Genomic DNA, 16,148 nt, shown 5'->3' on the forward strand with positions numbered 1-16,148 from the left:
CTTCTCTTACTTCTCCTTGGCGGGAGCCTCGTCCTCGGGCTCGGCCACGGCCGGCGACACGGCCGGCGCCTCGGCCGGAGCGGCCGCGACCTCCGCCGCCACCGCGGCCGAGGTCGCCGCGGACTCCGCGAGCACCTCGTCGGCCACCAGCTCCGCCGCCTGCTTCGCGACGGTCAGCAGCACGGTGTCCTGCGGTGCCTGGTCCTCGAAGTTCTCCGGGTGGTGGCAGGCGACCTGCTGACCGGGCTTCAGCTCAAGGAGCGGCGGCTCGGTGGTCGTGCAGATCTGCGTGGCCTTCCAGCACCGGGTGTGGAAGCGGCAACCGCTCGGCGGCGAGATCGGCGAGGGCACGTCTCCCTGGAGCAGGATGCGCTCACTCTTGGCCGACTTGCGCCGCGGGTCCGGGATCGGCACGGCCGACATGAGCGCCTTGGTGTACGGGTGCATCGGCGCCTTGTACAGCGAGTCGCGGTCGGCCAGCTCGACGATCTTGCCGAGGTACATCACGGCGATACGGTCCGAGACATGGCGTACGACGGACAGGTCGTGCGCGATGATCACGTACGTGAGGCCGAGCTCCTGCTGGAGGTCGTCCAGCAGGTTCACCACCTGCGCCTGGATCGACACGTCGAGCGCGGAGACCGGCTCGTCCGCCACGACCATCTTCGGGTTGAGCGCGAGCGCGCGGGCGATGCCGATGCGCTGGCGCTGGCCGCCGGAGAACTCGTGCGGGTAGCGGTTGTAGTGCTCGGGGTTGAGTCCGACCACCGACAGCAGCCGCTGGACCTCCTTCTTGACACCGCCCTCGGGCGTGACGCCCTGGAGCTTGAAGGGGGCGCTGATGATCGTGCCGATGGTGTGGCGCGGGTTCAGCGACGAGTAGGGGTCCTGGAAGATCATCTGGACGTCACGGCGCATCGGACGCATCGCGCCGACACCGAGGTGCGTGATGTCCTTGCCCTCGAACTCGATCCGGCCCGCGGTCGGTTCGAGGAGCCGCGTGATCAGCCGGCCCATCGTCGACTTGCCGCAGCCGGACTCGCCCACGACGCCCAGGGTCTCACCGGACTTGACCTCGAAGTCGAGGCCGTCGACCGCCCGCACCGCGCCGACCTGCCGCTGCAGCAGGCCCTTGCGGATCGGGAAGTGCTTCTGCAGCCCGGTCACCTTCAGGAGCGTCTCACCGGGAGCGGCGTCCCTGGTGAGGGTCGCGCCGCCACTCTGCGCGGAAGGGGTCACAGGTTTGTCCTCGCTCACAGCTTGGGCGCAATCTCTTCGGTCCAGATCCGTTCCCGCTGCTCCTGCGTCATGTGGCAGGCGGCCCAGTGCTGACCGCCGACCTGGGCCAGCTCCGGGCGGACCGTGCGGGTGACGTTGTCCTTGGGGACGTCCGCGTACGAGCAGCGCGGGTTGAAGGCGCAGCCCGTCGGAAGGTTGATCAGCGAGGGCGGGGAGCCCTTGACCGGGATGAGCCGTTCGGTCTGCTCACGGTCGAGCCGCGGCATGGAACCCAGCAGACCCCAGGTGTAGGGGTGCTTGGGCTCGTAGAAGACCTTCTCGGCCGGCCCCCGCTCGATGCAGCGGCCGCCGTACATCACCAGGATGTCGTCGGAGAGTTCGGCGACGACGCCCAGGTCGTGGGTGATGACGATGACCGCGGAGCCGAACTCCTTCTGCAGGTCGCGGATGAGGTCGAGGATCTGCGCCTGGACGGTCACGTCCAGGGCGGTCGTCGGCTCGTCCGCGATCAGCAGTTCGGGGTTGTTGACCAGCGACATCGCGATCATCGCGCGCTGGCGCATACCGCCGGAGAACTCGTGCGGGTAGCTGTCGACCCGCTTGTCGGGCTGCGGGATGCCGACCCGGTCGAGCATCTCGACGGCCCGCTTGCGGGCCACCTTCTTGGTGACCTTGTGGTGGATCTGGTAGGCCTCCACGATCTGCTGACCGATCGTGTAGTACGGGTGCAGCGCGGACAGCGGGTCCTGGAAGATCATCGCCATCTCGCGGCCACGCAGCTTGCGCACGTGGTCGGGGTCGGCAGTGAGCAGTTCCGTGCCGTCCAGCCAGATCTCGCCGGAGATCTGCGCCTTGCGCTTGCCGTACTGACCGGTCGTGTGCAGGCCCATGATGCCGAGCGAGGTCACCGACTTGCCCGAACCCGACTCGCCCACGATGCCGAGGGTCTTGCCCTTCTCCAGCGAGAAGCTGAGCCCGTCGACGGACTTGACCAGTCCGTCGTCGGTCGGGAAGTGCACCTTGAGGTCGCGGACTTCGAGGAAGGCGGAGGGGGTGGGCGAGTCCTTGACGGGCTCCCCCACGGCGGCTCCGCTCTTGCTGAGTTCGGTCATGAGAGCCTCACTCGGGGGTCGATCACGGCGTACAGCAGGTCCACCAGCAGGTTCGCGATGATCACCGCGAGCGAGGTGATCAGCGTGACGCCCAGGATGACGGGCAGGTCCTTCTCGCCGATCGCCTTGAGGACGGCCTGGCCGAGGCCGGGAAGGCTGAAGGTGGTCTCGGTGAGGATCGCGCCACCGATCAGCGCACCGAGGTCCATGCCGAGCATGGTGAGGATCGGCGTCATGGTGGAACGCATCGCGTGCTTTCCGATGACGACGGGTTCGGTCAGGCCCTTGGCACGGGCCGTCCGGATGTAGTCCTCGCCCAGGACCTCCATCATGGTGGCTCTGGTGATGCGGGCGTACATCGCGGCGTACAGGAAGGCGAGGGTGATCCAGGGGAGGATCATGCCGCCGAGCCAGCCGGTGAAGCTCTCTTCGAGCGGGACGTAGCTGCCGTCGATCCAGCCGAGTCCGTAACTGAAGATCGCCAGCGACAGCATGCCGGTGAAGTAGATGGGGAGCGAGACGCCACCGAGGGCGATGATCATCGCGCCACGGTCCCAGAGGGAACCGCGCTTGAGCGCGGAGAGCACACCCGCCGCCACACCGAAGAGCAGCCACAGGAAGGCAGCACCGAGCGCGAGACCCAGGGTCACCGGGAAGCGGTCGGTGAGCACCGGCCAGATGGCCTGCTCGCTGCGGAAGGAGTAGCCGAAGCAGGGCGCCGCGCACTGCGTGACGTCGCCGCCACCCGAGTACGTACGGCCTACGAAGATGCCTTTGAAGAACTCCCAGACCTGGGCGAAGATCGGGTCTGCCAGACCGAGCTTCTGCCGCACGGCCTCGATGGCCGCAGGGTCCGCCTGCTTGCCGACGAACATCGTGGCCGGGTCCACGCCCGCCCAGCGGGGGACGAGGAAGAAGATGCAGAAGACCACCAGGATGATGATCACCAGCATCACTGCGGCGGCGAAGAGCCGCCTGATGAGGTATGCGAGCACTGCTCTCGGCCCGGCGGCGGGGCCGCGGGCCACCGGAGGTCTTCCGGTGGCCCGCGGGTCACGCCGCGCCGGCCTTCACCTGCCTTTCGTGCCGTATGGCGGGTGCGCCGGTCGGTGTTACTTCTTCAGGCCGAGGTTGACGAAGTCGTACTGACCGCTGTAACCGTCGGTGGTGTAGACGTTCGCGAGACGGTTCGAACGCCAGTTGATGAACTTCTCGAAGACGAAGGGCAGGTAGTAACCGCCCTCCATGACCTTGTGGTTGATCTCCGTGGAGATCGCGGCCTTCTTCGTGGAGTCGAGCTCCTTGGTGTAGCTGTCGAAGAGTCCGTCGATCGTCTTGTCCTTGATCAGGGCGAAGTTGTTGTTGCCGCTCTCAAGGATGTAGTCGCCGCTCCACAGGGGCAGGCCGTAACCCTGGACGCTGGGGAAGTCCGGGCCCCAGCCCATGATGATGATGCCGTAGCCCTTCTTCTTGACGTTCGAGGGGCTACCGATGATGCCGGTGGTCTGGGCACCGTCGAACTGCTCGATGTCGACGGTGATGCCGACCTTCTTCAGCGACGCCTGGAGGGACTCGGCGGTCGCCACCTCGACGGGCTTGTTGTTGCGGACCGCGATGGTGGTCTTGAAGCCGTTCGGCTTACCGCAGGCCTTGAGCTCTTCCTTGGCCTTGGCGGCGTTGCCGTTCTTGTTCGTCGTCGCCGACTCGAACGGGTCGTACTTCTGGCCCTCGGAGCCCGGGACCGACGGCGGCAGCATGTTGGTACCGATGTCACCACCGGCGACCGGGCCGCCACGAGCGGTCTGGAGCGACTCGTGGTCGGCACCGTAGATCACGGCCTTGCGGCAGTGCTCGTTGTCGAACGGCTTGACGCTCTGCGGGAAGACCGCGTAGCGGATGTAGCCGGAGACCGGGTTGTCCAGGTTGCCCTTGTGCTCCTTCAGGGCGGTGGTGCGGCCCTGCGGGGAGAGACCGGTCTGGCCGATGTCCAGGTCGTAGTCGCCCTTGATCAGACGCTGGTCCATGTCATTGGCGTTGGTGAAGAAGTCGACCGTGATCTTGTCCGGGTACGCCTTGCGGATCGGGTCCGAGGACTCTTTCCACTCGGTGTTGCGGACGAGCACGATGCCCTTGCTCGGCGTGTACGACTGGAACTTGTACGGGCCGGACGAGAACGGCTTCAGGCCGTACTTGGACTTGGTGTCCTTGTCCTGGCGGACCGGGGAGGCCGAGGTCAGCGCGAGCATCTCCTCGAAGTCCGAGTTCGCCTCGGGCAGCTTGAAGATGATCGTCTTGTCGTCGGGCGTCTCGATCGCCTTCAGGCCGAGCTTGTCCGCGGACTTGTCCTTGTACGGGCCCTTGTACTCCTTCTTCGGGTCCAGGACCTGCTGAAGGTAGATCGGACCGCCGGAGAGCACGTCCTGCGCCCACGCGCGCTCGATGCCGTACTTGACGTCCTTGGAGGTGATGGGCTTGCCATCTTCCCAGGTCGACCCGTCACGCAGCGTGTACGTGTAGGTCTTGCCGTCGTCCGAGACCTTCGCGGGAGCGGTGGCGAGGTCCGCCTCGACCTTGGCACCGTCGGCGCCCGGCTTGGTCGCGTTGGTGACCAGCTGGCGGCTGTAGTACCGCGAGAAGTTCCACATGAAGCCGTAGTAACCGCGGGTGGTGTCCCACGAGTCGGCATCCTGGGCGCCCGCGAACTTGAGCGTGCCCCCCTTCTTGGCGAGGGAGGCCTGGGCGACCTTGTTGTTCGCGGCGTCGAAGCCGGCCGCGCCGGTCTTCGAACCGCCCCCGTCGTCGTCGTTGCCGCCGCCGCACGCCGCCGTGGACAGCAGTGCAGCGACCACGGCTGCGGCGGCCACGGCCTGCTTGCGCCGCCCTGTGGTGCGTTGGGTACTCACTCGGATCCTCCGATATGTAGCGGCCCGTCGACAGATGACGGGCCCTTGGGGGTACGGCAGTTCAGCGGGAGCCCTTCGGGTCGAGCGCGTCACGCACGCCGTCACCGAAGAGGTTGAAGGAGAGCACCGTGATGAAGATCGCCACACCGGGGATCACCATGTACATGGGATCCGACTCGTAGTAGTCGATCGCGGCGGAGAGCATCTGCCCCCACGAGGCGGTCGGCGGCTTGACGCCGACGCCCAGGAAGCTGAGCGCCGCCTCGGTGAGGATGTTGGTCGGGATCATCATCGTCGTGTACACGATGATCGGAGCGACCAGGTTGGGCAGCAGCTCCTTGAACAGGATGTAGAACCGTCCGGCTCCGAGGCTGCGCGCGGCTTCGACGTACTCGCGTTCGCGCAGCGAGAGCGTCTGGCCGCGGACCACGCGGCCGACGTAGGGCCAGCCGAAGAAGCCGATCACCAGGATCATCACGAACAGGCGCACGCCCGTGCCGGTCAGACCCAGCATCTCGTTCGGCATGACCGAGACCAGCGCGATGATGAAGAGCAGCTGCGGGAAGGCCAGCAGGCCGTCCATCACGCGGCTGACGGTCGCGTCGACCCAGCCGCCGAAGTAGCCGGCGAGAACGCCGAGGACCGTGCCGAGCACCACGGCGACCAGAGCCGACAGGAAGCCGACCAGCAGGGAGATCCGGGCTCCGTAGACGATCCGGGCGAAGATGTCGCGGCCGCTGACGGGTTCGACACCGAAGAGGTGGTCCCCGCTGATGCCGCCGTAGGACCCCTTGGGGGTCGAGAAGAGCGGGTCGATCAGGTCCTCGTGGTGCGTTTCGGGGTCCTGTCCGACCAGGTTCGCGATCACGGGCGCGAGCAGGGCGATCAGGATCAGCAGAAGCACGACCGTGCCGCCCGCGAGGGCCAGCTTGTCGCGCTTCAGGCGCTCCCAGGCGATGCGGCCGAGGGAACGTCCTTGTACCGCCTTCGCCTCGGCGGAGCCGGCAACGAGCGCCGCCTCTTCGGCCGCGCTCGGCACGGCTTCGGCCGTCGGCTCGTGCAATGGTGCCGTCATCGTGGCAGGGACCCCTCTCAACCGGCGGTAGCCGGCCCACGCTTGCCGCTGTAGCGGCGTGATCAGTCCGTCGTACACATCAGGAGGTTTAAACCTCCTGGACCGGGAGTCTTCAACGCCTCGGTGATCTGAAGCCAGACCTGAAGGCGAATGGATGCGCAACCGTGATGCCGTCAGGAGGGTTCCGTTATCCGAACGCCGGGTAACGGGGGTCGGACACATGACACTTGGGGCGAAAGGTGCCTCGCAACCCATTTACCCGCGTAGATAGGGACATTCCGCCCAGCGGCGGTACGGGTGTGGGAGCAGATGCTCCACTGGGTGGACTCCGCCCGACGGATCACGACCATCCGGCTGGATGGACCGTGTCCCTCCAGATCATCTCAGTACGTGCCGGGGAATCCGTAACCGCCCGCCGCCGGTGCCTGGACGGGAGCCGCGTGCGCCTCCCGGTCGTAGAACGGCCGCGCGTTGGCGCGCAGCCACAGAGCCACCGGGTCGTACGCGTCCGACATCGCGACGGTCGACACCGGCAGCCCGTCCGGCACCGCGCCGATCGACTGCTGCATCATCGCCCGCACCGAGTCCACGGCCGGCGGGCTGGTGTCGTACACATCGAGACCGATGGCGAGGTACGGGGCGCCGAGCGCGGGCTGCACCCAGGCGCGGCGCAGCGAGCGGACGGCGGCCGTCCGGTGCGCGTTCTGGGTGAGCAGGGCGTAGAACTGCGGGATCTCGATGGCCGGTTCGGACAGTCGCAGCGGGCCCGCGGGCTGCCGCTCCAGGCCGGTGGCGATGCGCCGCAGATCGAGCCAGGGGATGCCGACGCCGCCGCCCGGCGCGTGCGGGTTCAGCCAGAGGCCGTAGTGGTCGGGGTACAGGGTGCGGGCGACGTCGAGCCCGTCGACCACCTCGTACGAACGGTTCCAGCCGCTGGCCGACAACTCCTGGGCGGAGGTCACACAGGGGGCGTAGCCGAAGCCGTCGACCTCCATGTTCCCGTACTGGGCGTCGGGCGAGCCCGCCTGACCGTGCCAGAGCAGCATCCACACCTGGCCGGACGGCGGGGTCGCCAGTGCGCGCAGAAGCGCCTCGTAGGCGTCGTAACGCCCGGGCGTCACTTGGCGCAGCATGTGCTCGACCTGCCCGGCCGCGGCCGTGCCCGACGCGCTCACCTTCTACCGCCCCTTCGCGACATCACTGACATACCGGTCCCGTTCGATGAGGTGTCCCGTTCACTTGAACATCGCACCACTCCGACCGAGCCATGAAACCAGCTTATGCGGCGATCCCGACAGCACCGTTGCGCTCCGCCGGGTTTGGTGATTTGAGCTCGGGACTCTCTGTGCGCTGTCGGGTGCGGGCCGTGTGGCTGGCCGCGCCGTTCCCCGCGCCCCTTTTCGGGGCGCGCCCTGCGGGCGGCCCCGAAACACCCCGCCTCAGAACGCCCGGCTGTAGAACGGGCGGACCTTCTCCCTCAGCCAGTCGCCCACCGGGTCCTGGGCCACGTCCAGGAAGACCAGGCTCACCGGGTGGGGCAGGGGGACCCTGCCCAGGGCGCGGCCCAGGGCGTCCAGCGGGAGCGTGCGCGCGTTCTCGTCCCAGTGGGTCGCCTCCACGCCGACGAACATCATGGTGTCGCCGCCCTCGATGCTCGCCAGACAGCGCCGGGCGCTCGCCACCACGCCGGTCGCGTCGAACTCCGCCGAGGCCGCGGCCAGGAAGTCCACCGGGTCGTCCTGCCAGTCGGGCTGGAACAGCCGGACCCGGCCGCCGCTCGCGGGCCCGTCCAGTTCGGTCCGGCCGGCCCGGCACAGCTCGGCGACGGCGAGCGGGGGCACCGGCATCCCGACCGTGCCGTCCGGGTTCAGCGCGATGCCCACCTGGGGCGGCAGCCCGCGCGCGAACTCCACGGCGGGCGCCACGGTGTACGCCATGCGGTCGCCGACGACCTGGCGGAACTGCTGCTCCGAGGTGAAGACCGGCACGTACGCCTGTCCGCCGAGCTCGATCGTGGGCAGGGCGAGCGGGCCGCTGTGCGGGCCGCCGCCCTCGGGCAGCGGCACCCAGACGAAGCCGCGCCCGAGGGTCTCCACGACCCGGGCCCCCGTCGAGGGGGACGGAGGGAGCCCCAGGGAGGCGGCGAGCACCTCCTCCACCTCGTTGCCGGGCCAGCCCATGTGGGGGTGCGCGTGTGCCGGAATGTCCTGTGCCGGGAAGTCCATCTCTACCGCCTGCTCCAACCGCCGTGTGCGATGGCCGAGGTTAGTCGTCCTCAGTCGCCGAAATCGATGCGGCGCAGCACGTCCGCCGCGGCACGGTCGACGAGCACCGCGGAACCGCAGCCGTCGGGGAGGTCGCCCTTCTCCACCGAGCGCAGCAGCCGGGCGACCGCGCCGCGGTGGCGCGCGAACGCGTACCGCGAGACGCCCCGGCCGCGTTCGCGCTGGCCGTCGAGGGCCGTGCCGGGGTCGACGTCGAGGAGCAGCAGGTGCAGGGTGCCGCCGCGACGGCGGGCGTCCCGGGCGAGCCAGTCACGCACCCAGGCCTGCGTACCGCAGTCGTGGACGACGACGCCCTCCCCGGAGCGCAGGGCCCGGCGCAGGCCCGCGTAGTGCGCGGCGCGGACGAGGGGCCGGTAGACCGCGTACGGCAGGAAACGGGCCAGGCGCTCGTCCCAGCGGTCGCGGGTGTCCTGGGAGTCGATGAGGCGGCCGGTCACCGCCCGGCGCATCAGGGTCGATTTGCCGCTGCCCGGCAGGCCCGTGACCACCACCAGATCGGCCGCCCCGAAGCGCAGACCGTGCGGGCTGTGGCCCGAGCGCGCCCGCAGGTCGCGGACGACGGGGGTCACCAGCGGGTCGCACGCCTCCCTGGCCGGCGCAGGTGGCTGCTTGGGCAGCGCGATGCCCGAACTGGTCGCGTACGCCGTGGTCCTGTTCACCCTGATCGTCCTCCCCATGGGGTCGGCAGACCCATCTCCGTCGAGTGTAAAGAGAAGGTAATGCGCTGGTCCCCCTGTTTCTGTTCTTGTCCTGCCACAGCCCCGTCACAGATCACTGTGAACACCCTGGCCACCCCGTCCTGACCCCGCGCGGCCCCCTGCCGGAGCCGGGGGCGTGCAATGATGTGCCCGCCAACTGCATACCGGCCGCTTGAATCCGCGCGGGAGAGTTCCGGGAAACACGTACACGCAGGTGTACGAGTGCCCGGGCGCCGAAGGAGCAAGTCCCTCCCTTGAATCTCTCAGGCCCCCGATACCGCACGGACGAGGCACATCTGAAAAGCGGGCCGCCCCTGACCGTCAGGGCGTAGGCCCCACCCAAGGTGCAAGTCAGTGACCCCCGTGTTCGGCGGCGGGTCACGGCGAACCTCTCAGGTTCCGATGACAGATGGGGAGGAACGACCTCGCCGTCATGCCTTGGGAGCCCCGCCGATGAGCAGCAACACCCCCGTCGAACCCCGCCGCACCGCCCTCGATGCCCTGCACCGCTCGCTGGGCGCGACCATGACCGACTTCGCGGGCTGGGACATGCCCCTGCGGTACGGCTCCGAGCGCGACGAGCACGTCGCCGTCCGGACCCGGGCCGGGCTCTTCGACCTCTCGCACATGGGCGAGATCACCGTGAGCGGACCGCAGGCCGCCGCGCTGCTGGACTTCGCGCTGGTCGGCAACATCGGCGGCGTGAAGACCGGCCGGGCCCGCTACACGATGATCTGCCGGGCCGACGGCGGCATCCTCGACGACCTGATCGTCTACCGCCTCGCCGACACCGAGTACATGGTCGTGGCCAACGCCTCCAACGCCCAGGTGGTCCTGGACGCCCTCACGGAGCGCGCCGAGGGCTTCGACGCCGAGGTCCGCGACGACCGGGACGCGTACGCGCTGCTCGCGATCCAGGGCCCCGAGTCCCCCGGCATCCTGAAGTCCCTCACCGACGCCGACCTGGACGGCCTGAAGTACTACGCGGGCCTGCCCGGCACGGTCGCGGGCGTCCCCGCGCTGATCGCGCGCACCGGCTACACCGGCGAGGACGGCTTCGAGCTGTTCGTGGCCCCGGCCGACGCCGGGAAGCTGTGGCAGGCGCTGACCGACGCGGGAGCCGCGGCCGGACTCGCCCCCTGCGGGCTCTCCTGCCGGGACACCCTGCGCCTGGAGGCCGGCATGCCGCTGTACGGGCATGAGCTGAGCACCTCGCTCACGCCGTTCGACGCGGGGCTCGGCCGGGTCGTGAAGTTCGAGAAGGAGGGCGACTTCGTGGGCCGCGAGGCGCTGTCCGAGGCCGCCGCCCGCGCCGAGTCGACGCCCCCGCGCGTCCTGGTCGGCCTGGCCGCCGAGGGCCGCCGCGTCCCGCGCGCCGGCTACCCCGTCGTCGCCGGCGGCAAGGTCATCGGCGAGGTCACCTCCGGCGCGCCCTCCCCGACGCTCGGCAGGCCGATCGCGATGGCGTACGTCGACGCGGAGCACTCCGCGCCCGGCACCGCCGGTGTCGGCGTGGACATCCGGGGCAGCCACGAACCGTACGAGGTCGTGGCACTGCCGTTCTACAAGCGCCAGAAGTGACACTGGTCCGCACGCACCGCACGTGACGCCGGTCCGCAGGCGCCACACGTGATCCTGGGCACATCCGCCCAGCTCACCCGTACTCCCCCTGCATCAGCACTCACCCGCGTACAGGAGAATTCAGGCCATGAGCAACCCCCAAGAGCTGCGCTACAGCAAGGAGCACGAGTGGCTGTCGGGCGCCGAGGACGGCGTCTCGACGGTCGGCATCACGGAGCACGCGGCCAACGCGCTCGGCGACGTGGTGTACGTCCAGCTCCCCGAGGTCGGTGCCGCGGTGACCGCGGGCGAGACCTGCGGCGAGCTGGAGTCGACCAAGTCGGTGAGCGACCTGTACTCACCCGTCACCGGTGAGATCACCGAGATCAACCAGGATGTCGTGGACGACCCCGCGCTGGTGAACACCGCTCCCTTCGAGGGTGGCTGGCTCTTCAAGGTACGGGTGACGGACGAGCCGAAGGACCTGCTCTCCGCCGCCGAGTACACCGAATTCTCCGGCTCCTGATTCCGGCTCCTCGCTAAGGACCCCAGACCGATGTCGCTTCTGAACACGCCCCTGCACGAACTCGACCCGGACGTCGCCGCCGCCCTCGACGCCGAGCTGAACCGTCAGCAGTCCACCCTTGAGATGATCGCCTCGGAGAACTTCGCCCCGGTCGCGGTCATGGAGGCCCAGGGCTCGGTCCTCACCAACAAGTACGCCGAGGGCTACCCCGGCCGCCGCTACTACGGCGGCTGCGAGCACGTCGACGTCGCCGAACAGATCGCGATCGACCGGGTCAAGGAGCTGTTCGGCGCCGAGTACGCCAACGTGCAGCCGCACTCGGGCGCCTCCGCCAACCAGGCCGCGCTCTTCGCGCTGGCCCAGCCCGGCGACACCATCCTCGGCCTGGACCTCGCCCACGGCGGTCACCTGACCCACGGGATGCGGCTGAACTTCTCCGGCAAGCAGTTCAACGTGGTCGCGTACCACGTGGACGGCGCCGGCCTGGTCGACATGGCCGAGGTCGAGCGGCTCGCCAAGGGGAACCGCCCCAAGGTGATCATCGCGGGCTGGTCGGCGTACCCCCGCCAGCTGGACTTCGCCGAGTTCCGCCGCATCGCGGACGAGGTCGAGGCCCACCTGTGGGTCGACATGGCGCACTTCGCGGGCCTCGTCGCGGCCGGCCTCCACCCGAACCCGGTGGAGTACGCGGACGTGGTCACCTCCACCACGCACAAGACGCTCGGCGGGCCCCGCGGCGGGATCATCCTCGCCAGGAAGGCCTTCGCGAAGAAGCTGAACTCGTCCGTCTTCCCGGGCTTCCAGGGCGGCCCCCTGGAGCACGTGATCGCGGCCAAGGCGGTCTCCTTCAAGGTCGCCGCCACGGAGGAGTTCAAGGAGCGCCAGCAGCGCACGATCGACGGCGCGCGCATCCTCGCCGAGCGGCTGACGGCGCCCGACGCCCGCGAGGCCGGGGTGAACGTGCTCTCCGGCGGCACGGACGTGCACCTGATCCTGGTCGACCTGCGCGAGTCCGAGCTGGATGGACAGCAGGCCGAGGACCGCCTCCACGAGGTCGGCATCACGGTCAACCGCAACGCCGTCCCGAACGACCCCCGGCCGCCGATGGTCACCTCGGGCCTGCGGATCGGTACGCCCGCGCTCGCGACCCGCGGCTTCACCGCCGAGGACTTCACCGAGGTCGCGGACGTCATCGCCGAGACCCTGAAGCCGGTCTTCGACGCGGCGGCGCTCAAGGCCCGGGTGACCGCCCTGGCCGAGAAGCACCCGCTGTACCCCGGTCTGGGCAAGTAGTTCCGTTTCGCGGGGTACCGCGCACACTGGAAGGTGCGCGCGGTACCCCGTTCCGTTCCGTTTGGTTCCGCCCCGTTCGACCCCGCTTCACCCCGCTTTGAGGAGTTCCCGTGGCCATCTCGGTCTTCGACCTGTTCTCGATCGGCATCGGCCCGTCCAGCTCCCACACGGTCGGCCCGATGCGCGCGGCACGCATGTTCGCGCACCGCCTGCGCAACGAGGACCTGCTGACCCCCGTGGTCGCGGTCCGCGCAGAGCTGTACGGCTCACTGGGCGCCACCGGCCACGGCCACGGCACCCCCAAGGCGGTGCTGCTCGGCCTGGAGGGCGCCTCCCCCCGCACGGTGGACGTCGAGGGCGCCGACGACCGGGTCGAGAAGATCAAGTCGTCGGGCCGCCTCGAGCTGCTCGGCGAGCACGAGATCGACTTCTCCTTCGACGACGACCTGGTGCTGCACCGCCGCAAGACACTGCCGTACCACGCGAACGGCATGACCCTGTGGGCGTACGACGCCTCGGGCGCCGAGGTGCTGTCGAAGACGTACTACTCGGTGGGCGGCGGGTTCGTCGTCGACGAGGACGCGGTCGGCGCGGACCGCATCGTGCTGGACGACACGGTCCTGAAGTACCCCTTCCGCACGGGCGACGAGCTGCTGCGGCTCACCCGGGAGACGGGCCTGTCCATCTCCGCGCTGATGCTGGAGAACGAGCGGGCCTGGCGCACCGAGGAGGAGATCCGCGAGGGGCTCCTCGCCATCTGGCGCGTCATGCAGGCGTGCGTCTCGCGCGGCATGTCCCGCGAGGGCATCCTGCCCGGCGGCCTGCGGGTGCGCCGCCGCGCGGCCATGTCGGCCCGCCAGCTGCGCGCCGAGGGCGACCCGCTGGCCCACGCCATGGAGTGGATCACCCTGTACGCGATGGCCGTGAACGAGGAGAACGCGGCGGGCGGCCGGGTCGTCACCGCCCCCACCAACGGCGCCGCGGGCATCATCCCGTCGGTCCTGCACTACTACGTGAACTTCGTCGCGGGCGCCTCCTCCACCGCCGAGGAGAAGGAGGACGGCGTCGTACGCTTCCTGCTCGCCGCCGGCGCTATCGGCATGCTCTTCAAGGAGAACGCCTCCATCTCCGGCGCCGAGGTCGGCTGCCAGGGCGAGGTCGGCTCGGCCTGCTCGATGGCGGCGGGCGCGCTCGCGGAGGTGCTCGGCGGATCTCCCGAACAGGTCGAGAACGCCGCCGAGATCGGCATGGAGCACAACCTGGGCCTCACCTGCGACCCGGTCGGCGGCCTCGTCCAGATCCCCTGCATCGAACGCAACGGCATGGCCGCGGTCAAGGCCGTCACGGCGGCGAAGATGGCCATGCGCGGCGACGGCTCCCACAAGGTGTCCCTCGACAAGGTCATCAAGACCATGAAGGAGACGGGCGCGGACATGTCCGTCAAGTACAAGGAGACGGCGCGGGGCGGGTTGGCTGTGAACATCATCGAGTGCTGAGGGAATGGGGCCTGACCGGCGCGTTCACCTCTTTCAGTGTTGTCGGCGCCTCCCCTGCCCATGCGGCGGAAAGCCCCCGAAACGCCCGTGAAAGTACACGAAAAATCCGATGAAGTCGGTGCCTGACCTGAAGGTTCGTGGCACCCTGGATCACTGTTCCGACCTGCACCGGCGAGTAGGTGCACCGGAGGCCGCGCATGTGGATCTGCCGACAGTGCGCTCACGGACTCCTCGCACCCTCGTGTGCGGCGAGTCCGCCCTGGCCCGGCATGACTGATCGTCGACATCCCCACAGCAGCACACGTCGCCGTCCCGCGCGGTTTATGACACCCCACGATTTCCTACCCGCCGGCCGTGGTGGCGCAGTGCGCCTCGAAGACCTTCACTCTCGGCGTCGAACAGTTTGACGCGGCCCCGGGAGGGCCACCCCCGTGTACAACGCAGCCCGCAGCGTCGTCAACGCGATGCGCCAGCGCAGCCGCATCGGCAAGGCCCTCCCCCTGTCCGCGCGCGGCCGCTACCTGCACCGAGACGGACGCAGCCGGTTTGGCGAACTCCAGAACATCGCGGGCGAGTTGGACGCCTTACCCATTATCCGTCCTGCCATAGAGGCAGTGCTCGCCTGATGGTGAACCCCGCGCGTGACACCACAGCCGGCCGCGTCTACAACAACCTGCGCAATCCGGCCCGCCGCAACAGTCGGTCCACGGACCAGATCAGAGCATTTACCACGGCTCGTTGCTCGCCTGCCACGTTGCACCGCACACAGACGTCCACGCTCCCTGCACCTTGGCGATGCGATGAACCGGCCTGCACAACTCCTCTGCGACACCATGGTCGCGCGACTTGTCGGAATCACGCACACGAGACGATGGCCCTCACTCGCGGGCTCCTCACTCACGCCCCTCCAGCCGACGAGCACAGCGGCACACACAACTAACAACTCTTCGAGGAGCCGAGCACTTTCACCCCAGGGTGTCGCGGCCGTCTTCAGATCCACGGCTGCGGGTAGCACAAGCATTCCCAGTGCGTCACGCCACGGGTCTCGTCGTCACGCCTGGTGATCACAGAGGATCTGTGCCCGCGAGGCGATCCGCCGCCCACCTCCGGTCAAGCCCCGGCACCGTAGATCACTCCGCATAATAACAAGAGTTTTGTTAATGTAGCTCCATGGTCAACACCCCCGACTCCGCTCCCGGCGAAGGTCCCGTCCGTCCGGTCTCCGTCTCCCTCCACGAAGGCACCATCGCGGCGCTCAAGGCACGCACCGGCAAGCGCGGCATGTCCGCCTACGTCGAAGCCCTAATCCAGCGCCAGTTGGAGCGCGACCGGCTGCGCGAACTCATCGAGGACGCCGAGGCCGAGCACGGACCGGTCGACCAGGCTGCGATCGATGCCAAGCGAGCGCTCCTGCGCGGCGACAGGGCCGGCTCGGCGGACGCCGCGTGAGCGGCACCCTCGTCCTGGACAGCGAAGGCCTGTCCAAGCTCGTACGCCGAACACTCGACCTCACCGAGTGGCTCGCCGCCGCCGAGGACGAGGACACCCGCGTCATCACCAGCTCCGTCACTCTCGTCGAAGCCCGTAACCCCAAGACCAACCAGGCCCGCTTCGACTACGCCGTCTCGCGCATCAACATCATCCCGCCCACCGAAGCCATCGCCCGCCACGCGAGCAAGCTGCTCGCCGCAGCCAATCTGCATGGCCACAAGTACGCCCTTGACGCCATCGTGGCCGCCACCGCACTTGCCTCACCCGCCCCCGTGACCGTCCTGACGTCAGACCCCGAAGACCTCCGCATGCTGTGTGGGCCCCGCATTGGCGTGATCAAAGTCTGATTGCCTCCACCGCACTTCCGAAAAGGGGATTTACGGCACGACTTACGCCCTCTCACCTCAGAGCCCACGCCCCCCGCAGGGCATCAACCCGAGTGATCCGTTTCATCCCGGAGGGTCGCGATC

Annotated in this window: 15 protein-coding genes and 1 riboswitch; of the genes, 7 read left to right on the top strand and 8 right to left on the bottom strand. The window is 68.8% G+C overall.

Translation table 11 applies throughout. The features are described from left to right. Positions 1–6: 6 nt before the first annotated feature. From ACZ60E_RS28890 to ACZ60E_RS28925, 8 genes are all read right to left on the bottom strand, one after another. Complete coding sequence (locus ACZ60E_RS28890; RefSeq protein ID WP_469444219.1) at positions 7–1,239, bottom strand: ABC transporter ATP-binding protein; 1,233 nt, start codon at positions 1,237–1,239, stop codon at positions 7–9. A 14-nt stretch (positions 1,240–1,253) separates the two neighbouring features. Continuing rightward, positions 1,254–2,351, bottom strand: a complete 1,098-nt coding sequence (locus tag ACZ60E_RS28895; protein ID WP_384807643.1) for an ABC transporter ATP-binding protein — start codon at positions 2,349–2,351, stop codon at positions 1,254–1,256. Continuing rightward, entirely contained in the window at positions 2,348–3,346 is a 999-nt protein-coding gene (locus ACZ60E_RS28900; RefSeq protein WP_469444220.1) for an ABC transporter permease, read from the bottom strand. Before ACZ60E_RS28900 ends, ACZ60E_RS28895 begins: the two co-directional genes overlap by 4 nt. Before the next feature lie 117 nt (positions 3,347–3,463). Then, a complete protein-coding gene (locus tag ACZ60E_RS28905) occupies positions 3,464–5,254 on the bottom strand; it encodes an ABC transporter substrate-binding protein (protein WP_469444221.1) in 1,791 nt (596 codons plus the stop codon). A gap of 61 nt (positions 5,255–5,315) precedes the next feature. Then, positions 5,316–6,329: an ABC transporter permease gene (locus tag ACZ60E_RS28910; RefSeq protein ID WP_469444222.1), complete on the bottom strand. Its 1,014-nt coding sequence runs from the start codon at positions 6,327–6,329 to the stop codon at positions 5,316–5,318. A gap of 383 nt (positions 6,330–6,712) precedes the next feature. Continuing rightward, positions 6,713–7,504 (bottom strand): enhanced serine sensitivity protein SseB C-terminal domain-containing protein, encoded by a 792-nt coding sequence (locus ACZ60E_RS28915; RefSeq protein WP_469444223.1) that lies wholly within the window; start codon positions 7,502–7,504, stop codon positions 6,713–6,715. Between the two features lie 264 nt (positions 7,505–7,768). Next, a complete protein-coding gene (locus ACZ60E_RS28920) occupies positions 7,769–8,554 on the bottom strand; it encodes an enhanced serine sensitivity protein SseB (RefSeq protein WP_469444224.1) in 786 nt (261 codons plus the stop codon). A 50-nt stretch (positions 8,555–8,604) separates the two neighbouring features. Beyond that, positions 8,605–9,291 (bottom strand): AAA family ATPase, encoded by a 687-nt coding sequence (locus tag ACZ60E_RS28925; protein WP_384807653.1) that lies wholly within the window; start codon positions 9,289–9,291, stop codon positions 8,605–8,607. Between the two features lie 194 nt (positions 9,292–9,485). Next, a riboswitch (glycine riboswitch) is annotated at positions 9,486–9,602 on the top strand. A 163-nt stretch (positions 9,603–9,765) separates the two neighbouring features. Between ACZ60E_RS28925 and gcvT the strand changes: the two genes are divergently transcribed. From gcvT to ACZ60E_RS28960, 7 genes are all read left to right on the top strand, one after another. Next, positions 9,766–10,893, top strand: a complete 1,128-nt coding sequence (gene gcvT, locus ACZ60E_RS28930) for a glycine cleavage system aminomethyltransferase GcvT (RefSeq protein WP_469444225.1) — start codon at positions 9,766–9,768, stop codon at positions 10,891–10,893. A 127-nt stretch (positions 10,894–11,020) separates the two neighbouring features. Then, a complete protein-coding gene (gene gcvH / locus ACZ60E_RS28935; RefSeq protein ID WP_210889659.1) occupies positions 11,021–11,398 on the top strand; it encodes a glycine cleavage system protein GcvH in 378 nt (125 codons plus the stop codon). Between the two features lie 30 nt (positions 11,399–11,428). After that, on the top strand, positions 11,429–12,691 hold the full coding sequence (glyA, locus tag ACZ60E_RS28940) for a serine hydroxymethyltransferase (protein WP_469444227.1): 1,263 nt from the start codon (positions 11,429–11,431) through the stop codon (positions 12,689–12,691). A gap of 110 nt (positions 12,692–12,801) precedes the next feature. After that, the gene (locus tag ACZ60E_RS28945) at positions 12,802–14,187 is read left to right on the top strand and encodes an L-serine ammonia-lyase (protein WP_469444228.1); all 1,386 of its coding nucleotides are present in this window, start codon (positions 12,802–12,804) and stop codon (positions 14,185–14,187) included. A gap of 431 nt (positions 14,188–14,618) precedes the next feature. Then, complete coding sequence (locus ACZ60E_RS28950; protein ID WP_469444229.1) at positions 14,619–14,813, top strand: hypothetical protein; 195 nt, start codon at positions 14,619–14,621, stop codon at positions 14,811–14,813. 544 nt (positions 14,814–15,357) lie between these two features. Continuing rightward, complete coding sequence (locus tag ACZ60E_RS28955; RefSeq protein WP_469444231.1) at positions 15,358–15,636, top strand: hypothetical protein; 279 nt, start codon at positions 15,358–15,360, stop codon at positions 15,634–15,636. Then, positions 15,633–16,025 (top strand): type II toxin-antitoxin system VapC family toxin, encoded by a 393-nt coding sequence (locus tag ACZ60E_RS28960; RefSeq protein ID WP_469444233.1) that lies wholly within the window; start codon positions 15,633–15,635, stop codon positions 16,023–16,025. The genes ACZ60E_RS28955 and ACZ60E_RS28960 overlap by 4 nt, the downstream gene beginning before the upstream one ends. Positions 16,026–16,148 lie beyond the last annotated feature (123 nt).

Source organism: Streptomyces sp. NPDC102514, from assembly GCF_055584525.1.

Coding starts and splice junctions, on each gene's coding strand:
- ACZ60E_RS28895 (WP_384807643.1), bottom strand. CDS start 2,351: ATGACCGAACTCAGCAAGAGCGGAGCCGCCGTGGGGGAGCCCGTCAAG.
- ACZ60E_RS28910 (WP_469444222.1), bottom strand. CDS start 6,329: ATGACGGCACCATTGCACGAGCCGACGGCCGAAGCCGTGCCGAGCGCG.
- ACZ60E_RS28920 (WP_469444224.1), bottom strand. CDS start 8,554: ATGGACTTCCCGGCACAGGACATTCCGGCACACGCGCACCCCCACATG.
- ACZ60E_RS28925 (WP_384807653.1), bottom strand. CDS start 9,291: ATGGGGAGGACGATCAGGGTGAACAGGACCACGGCGTACGCGACCAGT.
- gcvT (WP_469444225.1), top strand. CDS start 9,766: ATGAGCAGCAACACCCCCGTCGAACCCCGCCGCACCGCCCTCGATGCC.
- gcvH (WP_210889659.1), top strand. CDS start 11,021: ATGAGCAACCCCCAAGAGCTGCGCTACAGCAAGGAGCACGAGTGGCTG.
- glyA (WP_469444227.1), top strand. CDS start 11,429: ATGTCGCTTCTGAACACGCCCCTGCACGAACTCGACCCGGACGTCGCC.
- ACZ60E_RS28955 (WP_469444231.1), top strand. CDS start 15,358: ATGGTCAACACCCCCGACTCCGCTCCCGGCGAAGGTCCCGTCCGTCCG.